This is a genomic window from Acidobacteriota bacterium, from assembly GCA_016703965.1.
In the GTDB taxonomy this organism is placed as follows: domain Bacteria; phylum Acidobacteriota; class Blastocatellia; order Pyrinomonadales; family Pyrinomonadaceae; genus OLB17.
In genome coordinates, this window is record JADJBB010000025.1 from 306,645 (window position 1) to 321,351 (window position 14,707).

At 53.2% G+C, this 14,707-nt stretch carries 16 protein-coding genes; 8 read left to right on the top strand and 8 right to left on the bottom strand.

The genetic code is table 11. The annotated features are described in order from the left end of the window. Window positions 1-4: 4 nt before the first annotated feature. The gene (locus IPG22_18850; protein ID MBK6590344.1) at window positions 5-703 is read right to left on the bottom strand and encodes a PilZ domain-containing protein; all 699 of its coding nucleotides are present in this window, start codon (window positions 701-703) and stop codon (window positions 5-7) included. 270 nt (window positions 704-973) lie between these two features. Next, window positions 974-1,369, bottom strand: a complete 396-nt coding sequence (locus IPG22_18855) for a DUF2541 family protein (protein MBK6590345.1) — start codon at window positions 1,367-1,369, stop codon at window positions 974-976. 180 nt (window positions 1,370-1,549) lie between these two features. On the opposite strand from IPG22_18855, the gene IPG22_18860 reads away from it, so the two are divergent. Continuing rightward, on the top strand, window positions 1,550-2,398 hold the full coding sequence (locus tag IPG22_18860) for a DUF4010 domain-containing protein (GenBank protein ID MBK6590346.1): 849 nt from the start codon (window positions 1,550-1,552) through the stop codon (window positions 2,396-2,398). Here the strand turns inward: IPG22_18860 and IPG22_18865 are convergent, their stop codons facing one another. Then, window positions 2,399-2,794 carry a hypothetical protein gene (locus IPG22_18865; GenBank protein ID MBK6590347.1) on the bottom strand — a complete coding sequence of 132 codons (396 nt, stop codon included), beginning with the start codon at window positions 2,792-2,794 and terminating at the stop codon, window positions 2,399-2,401. It lies immediately after the preceding gene. 46 nt (window positions 2,795-2,840) lie between these two features. Here IPG22_18865 and IPG22_18870 point away from each other — a divergent pair, with 46 nt between their 5' ends. Further along, window positions 2,841-3,050, top strand: coding sequence for a hypothetical protein (locus tag IPG22_18870; protein ID MBK6590348.1), 210 nt, complete (start codon window positions 2,841-2,843; stop codon window positions 3,048-3,050). Here IPG22_18870 and IPG22_18875 read toward each other — a convergent pair whose 3' ends face one another. Further along, window positions 3,051-3,536: a nuclear transport factor 2 family protein gene (locus IPG22_18875; protein MBK6590349.1), complete on the bottom strand. Its 486-nt coding sequence runs from the start codon at window positions 3,534-3,536 to the stop codon at window positions 3,051-3,053. Window positions 3,537-3,759: 223 nt separating this feature from the next. On the opposite strand from IPG22_18875, the gene IPG22_18880 reads away from it, so the two are divergent. The 3 genes from IPG22_18880 (at window position 3,760) to IPG22_18890 (ending at window position 5,509) form a co-directional block, all read left to right on the top strand. Continuing rightward, window positions 3,760-4,041: a GlsB/YeaQ/YmgE family stress response membrane protein gene (locus tag IPG22_18880; GenBank protein ID MBK6590350.1), complete on the top strand. Its 282-nt coding sequence runs from the start codon at window positions 3,760-3,762 to the stop codon at window positions 4,039-4,041. A gap of 125 nt (window positions 4,042-4,166) precedes the next feature. Next, entirely contained in the window at window positions 4,167-5,054 is an 888-nt protein-coding gene (locus tag IPG22_18885; GenBank protein ID MBK6590351.1) for a dienelactone hydrolase family protein, read from the top strand. A gap of 26 nt (window positions 5,055-5,080) precedes the next feature. After that, entirely contained in the window at window positions 5,081-5,509 is a 429-nt protein-coding gene (locus IPG22_18890) for a nuclear transport factor 2 family protein (protein ID MBK6590352.1), read from the top strand. A gap of 80 nt (window positions 5,510-5,589) precedes the next feature. Here IPG22_18890 and IPG22_18895 read toward each other — a convergent pair whose 3' ends face one another. Beyond that, on the bottom strand, window positions 5,590-8,964 hold the full coding sequence (locus IPG22_18895; protein ID MBK6590353.1) for a hypothetical protein: 3,375 nt from the start codon (window positions 8,962-8,964) through the stop codon (window positions 5,590-5,592). A gap of 497 nt (window positions 8,965-9,461) precedes the next feature. Here IPG22_18895 and IPG22_18900 point away from each other — a divergent pair, with 497 nt between their 5' ends. Then, the gene (locus tag IPG22_18900) at window positions 9,462-9,857 is read left to right on the top strand and encodes a hypothetical protein (GenBank protein MBK6590354.1); all 396 of its coding nucleotides are present in this window, start codon (window positions 9,462-9,464) and stop codon (window positions 9,855-9,857) included. Between the two features lie 45 nt (window positions 9,858-9,902). On the opposite strand, the gene IPG22_18905 is transcribed toward IPG22_18900, so the two are convergent. Together IPG22_18905 and IPG22_18910 are read right to left on the bottom strand one after the other, a co-directional pair. Next, entirely contained in the window at window positions 9,903-10,943 is a 1,041-nt protein-coding gene (locus IPG22_18905) for a PD40 domain-containing protein (protein MBK6590355.1), read from the bottom strand. A gap of 21 nt (window positions 10,944-10,964) precedes the next feature. Then, the gene (locus tag IPG22_18910; GenBank protein ID MBK6590356.1) at window positions 10,965-11,408 is read right to left on the bottom strand and encodes a hypothetical protein; all 444 of its coding nucleotides are present in this window, start codon (window positions 11,406-11,408) and stop codon (window positions 10,965-10,967) included. 187 nt (window positions 11,409-11,595) lie between these two features. On the opposite strand from IPG22_18910, the gene IPG22_18915 reads away from it, so the two are divergent. Further along, window positions 11,596-13,179 carry a B12-binding domain-containing radical SAM protein gene (locus tag IPG22_18915; protein ID MBK6590357.1) on the top strand — a complete coding sequence of 528 codons (1,584 nt, stop codon included), beginning with the start codon at window positions 11,596-11,598 and terminating at the stop codon, window positions 13,177-13,179. Window positions 13,180-13,203: 24 nt separating this feature from the next. On the opposite strand, the gene IPG22_18920 is transcribed toward IPG22_18915, so the two are convergent. Continuing rightward, entirely contained in the window at window positions 13,204-13,605 is a 402-nt protein-coding gene (locus IPG22_18920; GenBank protein ID MBK6590358.1) for a hypothetical protein, read from the bottom strand. An 800-nt stretch (window positions 13,606-14,405) separates the two neighbouring features. Here IPG22_18920 and IPG22_18925 point away from each other — a divergent pair. After that, window positions 14,406-14,669: a hypothetical protein gene (locus IPG22_18925; GenBank protein ID MBK6590359.1), complete on the top strand. Its 264-nt coding sequence runs from the start codon at window positions 14,406-14,408 to the stop codon at window positions 14,667-14,669. Window positions 14,670-14,707: the final 38 nt, after the last annotated feature.

Here is a 14,707-nt window from a genome sequence, read left to right on the forward strand (position 1 = left end):
TATTTCAGGCGACGTTGATCGGAAACGGCTGGTCGATAAATTCGAGGTTGATGCGTGAGAGACCAGTTTGGCTTGTATGTATACCGCGAACGATCGAGATCAGCCGGATGTTGGTGTTCTGGCTGGAGACCCGGATCGTTGAGCCCATTACGGCCGGCAATTCACTATAGACCGCCGCACCGCTGCGGCTAATATTTACCGTTACCGTAGTTTCCGAAGCTAGCGCCCAGCCATTCGTGTCCATAAGTTCGAGCGTTACTTCTTCAGGGATCTCATAGCGAGTATGCTGCCTCTTCTTTGAGTAGTTAACCGATTTTCTGTTCGGACAGGGAACTTCGGAAAGTCGCCAGAAACCGTTGCGGGGTTCGCCGGGCTTTAGCTCATAGAGCCTTTCAGGATCCTCGAAGTGTTCAGATGGAGCTTCCTTCCCGACAAATGCAACGCCGATAGCATATCGGGTTTCGCCATTTGACCCGGCGACCGGGACGCATCTTCGTACGAGTCCCCAGACCTTGTAATCATTTTTGCCAAAGTCAAAACTGCGCAACTCGCGAGGCATCGGCATTCTTAAAGCTACCAAATGGCCCGGTTTAACCGCACGTTCAAGCGTGAAGGCTGCCCCCAAAGCCGAATAGTCGGATAACGTCGTCGGCTCGGTCCAGGTCATCATGCGGTCGATGCGGCCTTCGACCAGTGCGGTCATTTTGGCTGCACGCCGCCTATTTTTTCGTTGTTCATCGTCCAGGAGAAGCATTATTTTGTGATGTTCGACGGCCGAGAAGCAGTCGATCTTCCTCGAGATCGCAATATACAATCAATCGGTGTATCGTTCCAAAAAAAATAACAAAAGCAAAAAACGTTTAACGCCATCGGTCCCTCGTCATCCAAAGGGCTTAAACGAATACAAAAAACCGGAAAAGATCGAGTCTTTTCCGGTTTTTAGTTCGATGCACTACGATGAAATTCGATCGTCCTATTTCAGCCCATACAGTGTTACTGTCGAGCGTGCTCCGCGGCCCGGTGTAGCGGCCTCGTACCAAATATCGACCTTGCTGATGTACCTGTCGTTACCCTTGAGGTCGATCGCACGAGTTTCGCCGCCAGCCCGGATGAGGTTTCTGATCTCGATATTGTCCTTTTCACCGTTAGTGTAAGTCACTTCACAACGGTAAAATCTGACCTGTCTGCGTGAGACCGCGAACTTGATCTTCTTGAACTGTCCCTTGGCGGCCGTGATGTGCCAGGTATCTTGTTCGCTTCGATCCTTGACCTCTTTTGAACCAAGATTCTCCCAATTCTGTGCTGAAACCGCCGTCGCACCTGCTGCAAATAAGAAAATGGCGAATGCCATCAATACTGCTCGCTTCATAATTTTTCGCTCCTAAGTATTTGAGGTTTGAGTCTGGACTACAAAAACGACCCGCGGAATTTTAATCTCATATAGAGGCGATTGTAAAGCCGAATGCAACCGGCTGGCTCCATATTTGCCAGTGAGGCCGCCCGGTTTCTCTTTGTTGGCTCGGATAATAGATACTAGGTCAAGAGAGCAATGGATTTCCTAAAGGAGTGGGTAAAACCGCTTGTCATCATCTCGGCTACATTTTTGATCGCCTGGCTTTTGCCGGAAGGGCCGATCGATCCTTGGGGCATTGTTAGTCTGAGAAAAGCGGCGTACATGGTTTTTGCTCTGTGCTTTATTCAGGTATTCGGGTCGGCGATGATCCGGCTGATCGGCGGGCGGAAGGGATCTATCCTGACAGGATTCTTTGGCGGGTTGGTCTCCAGCACGGCAACCACGGTCTCGGTTGCCCGCGAAAGCAGCGAGGATGGCGATGAATTCGTCGGAAAAGAGCTGCTGATGTTTCTTTCGGCAACGGCAGGCATGCTCGTCGAAGGCATCGCATTTGTCCTGCTCAGTTCGGATGGGAACCATTACTGGCTCCTCTTTATCTTCATCGGGCCGCTTGTGACAACAGCGGGGATCATCATACTTCTGGTTAAAAAGATACCGCATCGAGCGATCAAGATCGAGGACGCTGAGATCAAGTTCTTACCGATACTTGGACTAGCCGCGCTGATCATAGGGGTCTTGGCGTTCTCAAAATTTCTTCAAAGTATCTTCGGTCAAAGCGGGTTGTTGTTACTAACGTTTCTCGTATCGCTATTTGAGATCCACGGTTCAGTTATCGCGAATCTTCAGCTGCGGGAATCGGGCGTGTTCGATTATAAATTTCTGGGTGGCCTTTTGGCGACGTCGGTGGCAGCATCGTATATTTCAAAACTCTTTCTGGTAAATACGATCGGAAGCTCGGCGTTTAAGAAGAGGGTGACCAAATATGTGATGCTAATTTTGCTGTCCCTTCTGCTTAGTTGGATGCTATTTTATCTGCTCGCCTGATCACTGCGATCTCGTAGGTTTCGAGAGAGCAATGTAGGCGATAAAAAGTATGATCATGATCGCGTCTGCGACAACCGCCGTTCCGGCGCCGAAGCTGAGATAGTGTTTTCCGGATGTAAGAACGAGTGTAATAAACACCGCCTTTCCGCAGCCGGTGATAACGAGAGCGAATTTCCTTACCGACTCTACAAATGCTCCGTAAATAAGCATCACGCCCGTCAGCCCGATGAGGGCACTCCAATTGCGAACGATTATCTCGCTCACCGGGCCGCTCATTGTCTCGCCGAAGTTCGATTGCAGTGAGGACTGAGGTGCAAAGAGCCCGAGAAACATCGTGCACGTTAAAAGCCCGCAAACGAGCATTATCCACTTAAACTTTGAAACAAAAAGCTGCATAGTTGTTCTCCTGCAAGGAAATTCGGAGCCGCGCTACAATTTACCGATGACCGAAGAATTTGAAATGCTTTTGAACGATCCTGATCTGGAATCGCAACGAGGCCCCGGGGGTACTTTGATCTTTATCGACGGCGGACAGTATTGCGTGATCGGACCTGAGTTCGTAAGTATGGAAGAAAGCGACTGTTACGCCTTCGGAGAAACCCGCGAGCAGGCAATCGCGAATTATGCCCTCAAGACTCGGAAAGCTCAGTGATCATTTCAACAAAGTCTGCTGCTCGCTCTTGAGGAGCCATTTCCCATCTTGTTTAACATAGGTGTCGGTCGTCGCGGCTCGTGCCGAACGGCCGTTCTTTGCGGTTACCTTGAGCGTATATGCCAGAACGCCGGTCGAATCGTCGAGGCTGACGAGGTTTTCGTTCGAGATCTCAAAGGTTTTGATAGCCCTTTCTTCCTTTACCTCAGCGAGCGCCTTGTTTTTCGTCTTGACGGAGCCATCAACGTCAGTAAATACAAAATCGTCGGTCGTCGCTTTCGCCAGGAAGTTCACGTCGCCGTCTTTGGCAGCCGTGGTGATCTCATTTGCGAGGCTGACGAGTTGACGTTTGACCGCGTCGCGATCCTGAGCAGGTTTTGCGACGACATTTGCCGGCGGCGGTTCGCTGGTCGTTTTCTGTTCCTTTTCCCCAAGCCCGCAAACCGAAACGGCTGCCAGAAACGCAAATGGAAGCAGTATTTTCATCTTTATGTCACCCGAATTGTAGATCTTTTAACCGCGAACAGTGTAGGTGAAGTCCCGAGAGAAAGTCAAAATACTTCAACTGACGCGTGCGTGCGATACCGCACAGACAGGTAAGCTCTTTATTGCTTAGATCATCGTATGCATATTTTCTATTAATTGAACCTACGGACTACGCTTGGATCTGCTGAGGCTTGGGCGAAGGTTCAGGGAGGAGCATACGATGATTTCTTTACTTATTTGGTTGATCTTAGGCTTTTTAGCGGGTTATTTGGCTAAATTCATTTTGCCGGGCCGTGATGGAGGCGGTTTTATTTTGACAACGGTCCTGGGAATTCTCGGAGCGGTCGTCGGCGGGTTTATGGGCAGGTATTTCCTTGGTTATCCGATGATCAGTTCGTTTGATAACATCGGAGATAACCTTCCAAGCTTTGCTTCATCGATAATTGGAGCGATCGTCGTACTCGCGATCTTTCGTTTGGCGAACGGTCGGAGTTTGACGAGGTAGTTTTGAAGATAGTTATGGATGGCAAGGTCTCGCCCCAGTGGCGAGGCCTTTTTTTATTCCGACCGCCATTTGGTTGAAGACCTATCAGACCTCGCGTATAATTTCCTAAAAATAAGGAGAACAAAATGGAACGCAAAACCGCAGACGAATATCCGCAGGAGTTATTGGATCTTTTTCACGAATATCAGCACGGCGATATGGACCGGCGATCGTTTCTCGGCAGCATCGGGAAGTTCGCCGTCGGCGGACTGACGGTCGCGGCGATTTTCGAAAGCCTGACGCCGAACTACGCATGGGCCCAGACCATCAATCCCGATGACAAGGACATAAAAGTCGGCTACGAGGTCGTGCAGTCGCCGGCTGGAAACGGCACCATCAAAGGCTATCTTGCAAAACCCGCAAAAGGGAAGAAATTCGGCACGGTGCTCGTCATTCACGAAAATCGCGGTTTGAATCCATATATTGAAGACGTCGCACGCCGTCTCGCAAAAGCTGGCTACATGGCTTTCGCTCCGGATGGTTTGACGTCGGTCGGCGGTTATCCGGGCGATGATACAAAAGGCGCGGCGGCTTTTCGTACCGTTGACGGTAAAAAGATGACTGAGGATTTTGTCGCGGCAGCTTTGTGGCTAACGAAAAGGCCGGACAGCAACGGCAAACTCGGAGCCGTCGGCTTCTGCTTCGGCGGCGGGATCGTTAATCAACTCGCCGTCCGTCTCGGGAAAGACCTGAATGCCGGTTCAGCATATTACGGTCGACAGGCAGGTGCTGCGGATGTTCCTAAGATCTTCGCTCAACTCCAGCTCCATTACGCCGGTGCCGATACGGGAATAAACGGAGGCATCGCGGCGTACGAAGCGGCTCTTAAAGAGAACAAGAAGAAGTACGAGGTTTTCATGTACGACGGCAAACAGCACGGTTTTCACAACGACACGACGCCACGCTACGACGCCGAATCCGCGAAGCTTTCATGGGAAAGAACGCTGGATCTGTTTAAGAAGAATCTGAAGTGATCTGAGCTTACCGGAGACAAAAAGGGATGAAATCGATTTTCTGTGCCGTCATTTTGATCCTAGGAATATTCACGTTTGCTTCCGCTCAGTACAAAAAGGGAAGCGTTGAGGACAAGTTGATCCAACTGGACAAAGCATGGACGTTTGCCGAGTTAAAAGGAGACAAAAAAGGGGCAGGCTCGATGGTCGCGGAGGATTATTCAGGCACAACCCAGCGTGGGGAAGTCGAAAATAAGGCTCAATACCTCGCCCAGATCGCTCCAAATGCCGATTTCGTTCGTTCTGATGATTACAAGGTGCGGATCTTCGGCAACACAGCGATAATGACTCACCGCGGAACTGTTGAAGGCGTGAGAAATATGCAATTCCGCAGCACCCATATCTGGATGAAACGCGGCGGCAAATGGCTCGTTGTAGCCCATCACGGCGGACAGATCCTTCCGCCAGTCGAGTGATCCCTCTTCCCAAAATTAACTGAATCCGCAATAGTGTCGATCCGTTCCGGAAAGGTTTGAATCGACACTATTGCTTTTTTCTATTTGCGTGCCGCCGTTCTGGCCGGTCCTACGAAAATGCACGATGCCGGTGCCATTACCGCTGTCGGCGTGAGCTTGAGCGGCGTCAGGTTATTCTTTGAAAGCAGGCTGTTAAATGCCACGAGGTCTGCTCCAAGCATCGTTTTCCACGCAGTCGCGGTGGCGCTGAGCTCCTTACAGCCTGATTCCCAGGTGTGGATCATCGCGGGTGTTGGCGGCATGTCGATGCCGTTCTGCGAGAGCGGGCCGAGGACCGTGTAGAACGTCGTATTGATCGCCCGGAACGCCAGAAGGCTACCCGGTGCTCGCGGTGCTCCGCCGAATCCACCGCCGCGACCGCCCTGGACGACGGCTCCGCCGAAAGTTGTCATCTTGGTATCGAGATCCTTCGCCGCCGCTGCGACATCCGCTGGGAGTGTGCCCTTTGTGATCGCGGCGAGTTGTGTGCGAACTGCAGTAACCTCATCGTTACCTGTAGAAGTATCCGTCATACCGTTCCACGCGGCCATTGCAAGCTTATTCTGAGCCCGCAAAGCCGCCATCATCGAAGCACTTTCACCTACACGAGGATCATTGTGGACGACAACGTCCTGTGTATAAGTCTGGCCGTCAACCATCAGTTTAAGCGTGTAGGTTCCCGGCAAAACCAGCGGCCCGTGCGGCCCCGGCGTGACGGAGTCGGGAGTGGCGTTCATCTGATTGTTGATGTCGGGGTTGAATCCCGGCGGGTCGTCGTATCGCAGATTCCAATTGATGCGGTTTGTGCCGATGTTGGTTGAGAGTGCACGCGATTCCGGCGATTTGAGCCAGTAATCAGGGTACGGCGGACGCTCGACTTTTGGCGGAATGACGCTCATGATCGTGCGAACCACCTTGCCGGTCGCGTCAGAGATCTGCAGCTTAATGTCGCCTGCCGGTTTCTTGCTGAGGTGGTAATAAATGAGGGCTCCAAATGGCGGATTTTGCGAATGCGGCAATTCGGGGTTCATCGGCTGGTCCCAATTTCCATTCTCACGCGACCGGATCGCGTCACCGGGCTTGAACAAGAACGCCGGGGCGGACGCGATCGCCTGTGCCTGTGACGCGACTTCGCGAAGCGGGCTCATATCGTCGAGTACCCAAAAGCCGCGGCCGTACGTGCAGATCACGAGATCGTTCATGTGATCATTGGTGTGAAACACCATGTCGCGGATCGACGTGCTCGGCAGATTGAGCCGCAGCGACTGCCATTGATCGCCGTCGTCAAATGAAACAAAGACGGTCGTTTCCGTGCCCGCAAACAGCAATCCTTTCTGCTTCGGGTCTTCGCGAATGACATGAAGCTGGCTGCCCGTGCGTTCATCAAGCGGCAGGCCGCCAACGATTCGTGTCCACGTCTTGCCCGCATCGTGCGTGCGATACATAAAGTGCTGCTCGGGTGTTCCAGGGACGGCACGAGCATTAGCTAGTACATAGGCCGTGTTGACATCGTTGTGTCCGGCTTCGACAGTGACGAGATTGGAGTTTGCGGGCAGATCGGTGAAATTTGTGACGTTGTTCCAAGTCTTGCCGCCATCGAACGTATTAAAAACCTGACCGTTCGTGCTGCCTGTCCAAACGACGCCGCGTTTTACGGTCGAGATCGAAAAGTCAGTAATAGAAGCCGTCGCTCCCCCTCTTCCGCCAAAAGGAGCTGGCGTTGGTGTCGGAGTCGCCTTTGTCGCGTCTTTGTCGCGATCTCCCGGTTTTTCTTTTGCAGCCTTTGCAGCGGCGGCGACGGCATCAGGCCCGCATGGTTTCATCGGCTGGCCTTTGGCGGTCGTGAGATCTGGGCTGAACGTTTTCCACGACTCGGCTCCATCACGCGTCACGAGAATGCAGTTGTACGCGACGTACATCGCCTTTGGCTCAAACGATGTGTCGAAACGCTTCCAAAAATCGCGGCCCTCAGCGTACAGATCTCTGTCTGTCCCGAAGTTAGGAGCGACATTACCCCATTGTCCGGTCTCGGTATCGATCTTCGTCATACCATTGCCCTGACCGAGGCCGTAACCGACGCCGTAGACGGTTGTTGGCTTGAGCGGGTCAGGAACCGCTGTTCCGAATTCCGACGACGCCAAAGGCCACCAATCCTGATTCGTAATCTGGCCAAGGTCGCCGCGGCTGCGTGTCATGACCGCTCCCGTGTCTTGTTGTGAACCGATCACCCAATATGGATATCGCGTGTCAGTAGTGACTTTATAAAGCTGGGCGATCGGTATCTGATAGTAGCCGCTCCAAGTGCGGCCGTTGTCGAGCGTGACTGCCGGACCCTGATCAAATCCGAAGAGCATTCGGTGGCCGTTCGTCGGGTCGATCCATATGTCATGCGGATCTTCACCGCCCGGAGCGCCTTTGTAGACGTTGAAGGTCTTACCGCCGTCGGTTGATTGAGAGACGTACGTGCTGACCGTGTAAAGAATGTCGGGATCTTGCGAATCGACCCAAACGCCCGAGCTGAACGCACCTTGTCCATTACCTACGCGGGAGTCGCCGATCGCCATATGCTGCCACGTCGCACCCTGGTCGTCTGAGCGATAGAGTCCCGATGGGCCAACGCCAGTGGGCGGATTCCCGATAACGTAGACGCGTTTGCCATCCGTATGCATCGCGACTGCGACGCTGATGCGGCCGGTGTAAGGCGGCAGGGAATCGACCTTAGACCAGGTCCTGCCTTCGTCGGTTGATTTGAATAGAGCTGTGCCGTTCGCTCCCGCAGGAGCAGCTCCCGGTGCACCGCCGCCAAATCCGCCGCCTGCCCCCTGTGAGGTCGCGAACATAACATTTGGCTTGTCGAAGGCAGCTTCCACGTCCCGTGTGCCATTGGCGTTCTCAGGCTTTAATACGTTCGTCCAGGTTTTGCCGCCGTCGGTGGTCCGATAGATGCCCTGGCCGGTGTGTTTCGCGTCGCCCTGAGTTGAGACGATCACGATATTGGGATCTTTCGGATCGACGACCATTTTATTGATCTTAGTCGTTTCTTCGAGCCCGATATGCGTCCAGGTTTTGCCGGCGTCGATCGATTTGTACATGCCGTCGCCGCTCGATCCTTGAACCGAGTCGCCTGTTCCGACATAGACGATATTCGGGTCAGAAGGTGCAACCTGAATGGCTCCGATGCTGTCGACCTGCTGGAACTGATCGAAGATCGGGAACCAGGTAACGCCCGCGCTCGTTGTTTTCCAAACGCCGCCAGCCGGAGTTCCTACGTAATAAACGCCAGGCTGCCCGATCGGAGCTGTGACCGCAGAAATGCGGCCGCCGTGAAATGGCCCGATGTTTCGCCATTTCAAACCGGAAAAAAGATCCTCTGACACGACGCCGTCAGCCAAGGCGGCAGGACTGATCGGCCCCATTGCGCTGAGAGCAGCACTGAAAAGCGGTCATGAAGATAGCAACGATAAACGAAGCACGGTAGTTGGTTTTCATCTAAGAATGTCCTCGAGGTTACGAATAGAATCTATCTGCAAATTGTATTCCTAATAATTGTGGAACACGAACTTATCTGCACTGTGAATACGTAAGATGGAACGAAAAAGTTAATGCAAGAATATCCGACCTTTTTACCGCGACCGTTTCGAAACTCCGTAGCCCAACTACCGCCAAAAACGTTCAGCTCTTGTCGTCGAATTAGCAATTTGTTACTTTTACATCAGGGAGATTCAACCGTAATGTCAAAAATGGCTGGAATGATTGGTTCGTTGCTATGCGCAGTTGGCGTAATAGGATTTTTTATTGGTATTTTCGGAGGGCCTCGATCGTTCGCTATCGGCGGCGTCCTGTTGATGGTCGTGTCCTTAGTTGGCTTTTTTATTGAAGAGCAAGGTGACCGAAAGGCCGCCTAAGGAGTTATATGAAAAAACTAATTTGCATGTCGGTCCTCGCGATAGGGCTGCTTTTTGTCTTTACGAGCCAGATGTCCGCTCAAAGCTCGGTCGCGGGAGAATGGGATGCTTCGATGAACACGCCCGGCGGCCCGAGGCCTTTCAAGCTTGTCTTCAAGGTCGAAGGCGAAAAGATCACAGGCACCGCCAAGCGGCCTAATGGCGACGTTCCGGTCGCGGGTACAATAAAGGGTGACGAGGTCAGCTTTAACTACACCATCGACTACAACGGCAATGCCGTTACCGTCAGCTTTACGGGTAAAGTCAAAGGCGATGCGATGGGCGGCACTGTTTACTTCAACGAGAATGCAAGCGACGAATGGAGTGCCAAACGCACGCCCCCGCCGGCAAAGACGAAGCCCTAGTTCATAGTTCGGGTAGTGAGAGAGCCTTACTGAGATCGCAAACCGTCAGTTCTTAGGCCGCCATTTGAGCGGGCTTGAGAAAAGCTGGTTATCGGCGAGCTCAGTTAGGTTCTTTCCGTCTATATCGGCCGACCAAAGCGTTCGGTCGATGTTGTTTTCCCCGTTAAAATTGGATCGCATCCATAACGCCCGCCTGCCGTCGGCGGAGAACACAGCATTCGCGAGGCTTCCATTCCAATTGCTTGGTTTCTTATCCGGCATCTCTCTCACCGTCCTCGATGTGAGATCCAGCAAAGTAAGTCTTATGTCTTTTATGAAAAGGATCTGATTTCCGTCAGGAGACACATCCGGACTGCCGTACTCGATCGCATATCTCTCGCCCTCTTTTGATTCTTTCAACTCCGATGGCATGAACGTGGCTGGATTCTTATCGCTGCCGTCTGCTTTTATTTCTAGTATCTTACTTGTCAGCAACATGCTGTTCCCGGTGAAATAAGTCGCGTTATATATCAGATCAACCCCATCCGCCGAAAATCGGCCGTCGAGGTCACGTTGGTGAAGAGCGTTCGTGATCTGCTTAAGGTCCGAGCCGTCTGAATTCATGACGTAAAGGTCGTAATCGTTCCAGAGGTCGCGAACGTACGGGTCGCCGTTGTTTCGCGAGGCCCTCGCAAAAACGATCCGTGCGCCGTCGCGGGAATAGTGCGGGTTGCTATCGCATATCCCGCTGTCTTTTGTGAGCTGCATGATCTCACGGGAATCTATCTGCATACGAAACACGCGGCTGCTGAATCTATCACCCGTGGGCTCGGATACAAATACTAATGATCTGCCATCGGGGGAGAATGATGGTTTCTTCTCGTAAGCCGGCGTTTCGGTAAGCCGCGTGACTTTTTTGCCGTCGAGATCTATCAGGTAAAGGTCGCCGTCGTTTGCCGAAAGAGCCATCTGCTTGCCATCCGGTGAGAGAGCGAACGAAGGCTCGTGTTTTCCCCGGTCACCGATAAAGGACGGCAGCCAGCTGCAGCCGAGGCAGATGGTCGCAAGAATAGATATCACCAACAGGATCGAAATTTTGTTTTTCACATTAACCGTCCTTTTCAAGATCTAAATCGATGGATCGCGAGATCCTTTTGGGGCTGCTACTTTCTTCGTGATAAAGACCGTTGGCGTCGGCTTTGGCATCTCCGCTTCCGGCGGAACATCCCAAAGTTCGACGAACGCCTTTTCCCTTGGCCCGCCCTCGAGGAATGTCAGGCGATCGGTATTGAATCGCCGTATTACGAGCAGGTAGTTCTTCATTCGCTTAATGATGGCTTTTGCTTCACCCGAACGCCCTTTTCGCCCGGGATAAACGATTATGACGCCCGCATCATTAGGCATATTCTGCAATTGGACTTGAAACATGTCCATGTTCCGGAGTTCGACTTCGGTGTTGACCGGCTTGTATTCAACGACCTCAGTCGCCATCGGGCTGATAACCGGCTCCTGTCCAAGCGTACCAATAGCAAACAAGGCTAAACAGACTAAAGCTAAAATAAATTCCTTCATTTTGTTTTATAAACCTACGTTAAATTCGATGTTTGTCAAGGTGTTTACCGGCTGTCCGCTGCGAGTCCATGGCGAACCGCAGGTTCCGCTTGGTTAAATGCAGATTTTGGACTGAACACGCGGGCTAACCCAGATTATGCTCCGACGGTTTTCTGGGAAAACCTACTGAATAGCTATCTATAAGCGCATGCTAACAATTCCTAATGGTCACGTTAATGGATCGAGGTTGCCGGGCAGCCTGAAGGTCGCCCTTGTGCGGGCTCCGCTTATTTCGCGCGAAGGAGCTCTGAATAACGAGGCTTCGCCAGCGATCGGTCTCGCCTACATTGCCGGGTATCTTCTCAAAAAAGGCCACAAGGTCGAGATCGTGGACGGCACGGCTGCCGATCTTGGCATTGTTCGTCCGTTGAAGGAATACCCAGGGTTTCAGATCCAGGGCATCGAGCTCGACGAGTTGGTGGAAAGCATTCCGGCCGACGCCGACGTGATCGGCTTTAGCAGCATGTTCTCGTGCGAGTGGGTTCTGCTGAAAGACCTGATCACACGGGTTCGCGAGCGTTTCCCTCTACAGCTGCTCGTGGGCGGCGGAGAGCATTTTACAGCTCTCTCGGAATACAGCCTTCGCGATTGCCCTGCCCTCGACGTTATTGTAAAGGGCGAGGGTGAATACACGATGCTCGAGCTGATCGAGGCATGGTCCCGAGGCGATTACAGCGAGGTCGACGGCATATGCTACCTTGACGCTGACGGCAGCTTACGCGACAACGGCGGGCTGCCGCGCATCAGCGACATCGATTCGATCCCGTGGCCATATTGGCCGGAAGGCTATCTCGAACGTTTCTGGGAAGCGGGCAAATCCTACGGCATTTCATCCGAACGCGACATGCCGATGCTCGGTTCGCGCGGATGCCCGTACAAGTGCAAGTTCTGCTCGAGCCCACAGATGTGGATGACGCGCTACGTTCTGCGTGACATCGATGACCTGATCGCTGAGATAAAGTACTGTAAGGAAAAGTATCAGATAACCTCTTTCCAGTTTTACGATCTCACGGTATTTACCAAGAAAAGCTGGACGCTGGAATTTTGCCGCCGCCTGAAAAAGGAGGATCTCGGCCTTTCGTGGTCTCTGCCGAGCGGTACCCGCAGCGAAGTGCTCGACGAAGAGATACTGACGCTGCTCCGCGACACCGGCTGCCGATACATGGCGTATGCACCCGAAAGCGGTTCGCCCAGGTCGCTCAAGATGATCGACAAAAAGGTCGATCTCGGCAAGATGGTCGCATCGCTCAAGACCGCCGTACGGCTTGGGCTGATCGTTCGTACGAATCTGATCATCGGCTTTCCGCACGAGACCCGCAGCGACGTCCTTCAAACGCTCTGGTTTGGCCTGAAGATGGCCGCTCTCGGTGTGGAAGAGGTTCCGTTCTTCATCTTTTCCTCGTATCCCGGCACCGCGATCTTCAAACAGCTTCAGAGCGAAGGTAAGGTCACGCTCAATGACGCCTATTTTATGTCGCTCGTTTCGTTTAACGGAAAGTTCAACTTCCTCAAGCCGCAGGGAACTTCGAACCCGAACATGACCAACTTCGAACTCGCTGCGGTCAGAGTGTCCTTTATGCTGCTCAACTACTTTGTCGGCTACGCGACGCATCCCAGCCGAGTGCTTCGCACGATCCGCAACCTGATAAACGGAGATCAGTCCTCAACGGTCCTAGAAAACCGCCTCCAGGACGCCCTCGGGCGGAAGCGTCAGCCAGCCTCTGCCGGATGATCGCCAGAAGGTTTTGTTTTTTCGTCATTTCTTCCTACGTCGTTTTTGGCCGCCGACTTGGATCGTTTTCGCGAGGTCTAGCTGCAGGTAACCCTCGGACGAGAGATCGACGCCGACGAACTTGTGCGTGCCGGTGAGAGAGATGCCGAAGTGGCGTACGAAAGTCGAGCAATGAGCGACGGCCGACCCGCTGTATTCGCGCACGCGAAAGCCCGTGGCGAGCCGCTCGTGTGCCGGGCTGATGCCGATCTTACCGCTGTCGGGCTTAAAGTAGAGCATGATACGCGGCGGGCTGCCGATCAGCTCGTATGCCCGGCGGTTCATCAATATCTTGCCCTTGTCGCTCATCGACACGTGCAGCCTCTCCTCATACGGCTCAAACGGCCCGCCTGTAAACTTGATCCACTCGTCTCTTCCTATGCTCATAATTCTCCTCCTGTTCTGGTGATGATGTAAAGTTGCATAGATGATACAAAAGAGAATGTGTGATGTCAGGCCCTTTTTTCAGGGCGATCGAACGCGGCGCTCTTTAAGTGCGTTCAAGCCACATTGGGTGCACTTCGGCGCGTTGAAAGCTTTCGTGTTTTGGACCCAAAAACCTACTCTACCAAACCGCCGTTTTACTCCACCCCACGCCCCGAAAACGCCGCCGACAGCACCAAAACACTCGACCAAAACCGCCACTTTCGCCGTTGTCGTTTAATATTCTCGCAGCGACTACGCAACCCATCTTGCCTCCCATGTTTACAGGAATTCGGTTTCGACCACGATCCCAGCCGCCGGGGACGGCGACAACAGAAAGCCACCGGGCTCAAGCCCGCAGTCAGAACCACCTGCGTCACCGGGTGGTCAAGGTGGACACAAGATCGTTCCCAGCTCGCGTGATCACAACGCCCAACCACGCGCTACCGCAGGTGGTGCTGACCCGGAGGTCGAGGTCATTTCGATCCTCGGCGAGCCCGCGATTGTCTCGACCGCGTAGCGGTCATGTGATTGTAGCCGTGGGTGACAACCCACGGGAAATGGCAACAAACGGTCGCTGTCGCGTCAGCGACAATTGAGGAATAGGCAGAGGCGTTCAATCGTCGCTACGCGACGGGGATCTTTTCCCGACATACCGTGGGTTGTCACCCACGGCTACAATCAGCCGTCGCGATGCGACGAAGAGTGCAGTGAGAACCACCTGAGGTAGCGGTTGGTTTAAGGTGGGGAGTTCAGCGCAAAAGGTGATCCGTGGCTTGCGCGATCACAACGTCCAACCACCCACTACCGCAGGTGGTTCTGACCCGGAGGCCCAAGTCATTTCGATCCTCGGCGAGCCCGCGAGCAGAGCCATGATCGATGCTCCCGGCCTTTACTGGTGCTACGGCAGCGATAGCTGGAAACAATGGGAACTAGGCGACTGTCTACTGCGGAAGTACGGCCCTCCAAATGAGCCACGACCGCCGTGCATTAATAGCAAAGCCGAAGATATCTCCGCGACCGCGTAGCGGTCACGTGCTTACTGCGCAAGAATTATTCCGCGAAG

Coding starts and splice junctions, on each gene's coding strand:
- IPG22_18865 (MBK6590347.1), bottom strand. CDS start 2,794: ATGCAGCTTTTTGTTTCAAAGTTTAAGTGGATAATGCTCGTTTGCGGG.
- IPG22_18895 (MBK6590353.1), bottom strand. CDS start 8,964: ATGGGGCCGATCAGTCCTGCCGCCTTGGCTGACGGCGTCGTGTCAGAG.
- IPG22_18920 (MBK6590358.1), bottom strand. CDS start 13,605: ATGAGCATAGGAAGAGACGAGTGGATCAAGTTTACAGGCGGGCCGTTT.
- IPG22_18870 (MBK6590348.1), top strand. CDS start 2,841: ATGACCGAAGAATTTGAAATGCTTTTGAACGATCCTGATCTGGAATCG.
- IPG22_18910 (MBK6590356.1), bottom strand. CDS start 11,408: ATGAAGGAATTTATTTTAGCTTTAGTCTGTTTAGCCTTGTTTGCTATT.
- IPG22_18900 (MBK6590354.1), top strand. CDS start 9,462: ATGAAAAAACTAATTTGCATGTCGGTCCTCGCGATAGGGCTGCTTTTT.
- IPG22_18855 (MBK6590345.1), bottom strand. CDS start 1,369: ATGAAGCGAGCAGTATTGATGGCATTCGCCATTTTCTTATTTGCAGCA.
- IPG22_18885 (MBK6590351.1), top strand. CDS start 4,167: ATGGAACGCAAAACCGCAGACGAATATCCGCAGGAGTTATTGGATCTT.
- IPG22_18860 (MBK6590346.1), top strand. CDS start 1,550: ATGGATTTCCTAAAGGAGTGGGTAAAACCGCTTGTCATCATCTCGGCT.
- IPG22_18875 (MBK6590349.1), bottom strand. CDS start 3,536: ATGAAAATACTGCTTCCATTTGCGTTTCTGGCAGCCGTTTCGGTTTGC.
- IPG22_18915 (MBK6590357.1), top strand. CDS start 11,596: ATGCTAACAATTCCTAATGGTCACGTTAATGGATCGAGGTTGCCGGGC.
- IPG22_18890 (MBK6590352.1), top strand. CDS start 5,081: ATGAAATCGATTTTCTGTGCCGTCATTTTGATCCTAGGAATATTCACG.
- IPG22_18850 (MBK6590344.1), bottom strand. CDS start 703: ATGACCGCACTGGTCGAAGGCCGCATCGACCGCATGATGACCTGGACC.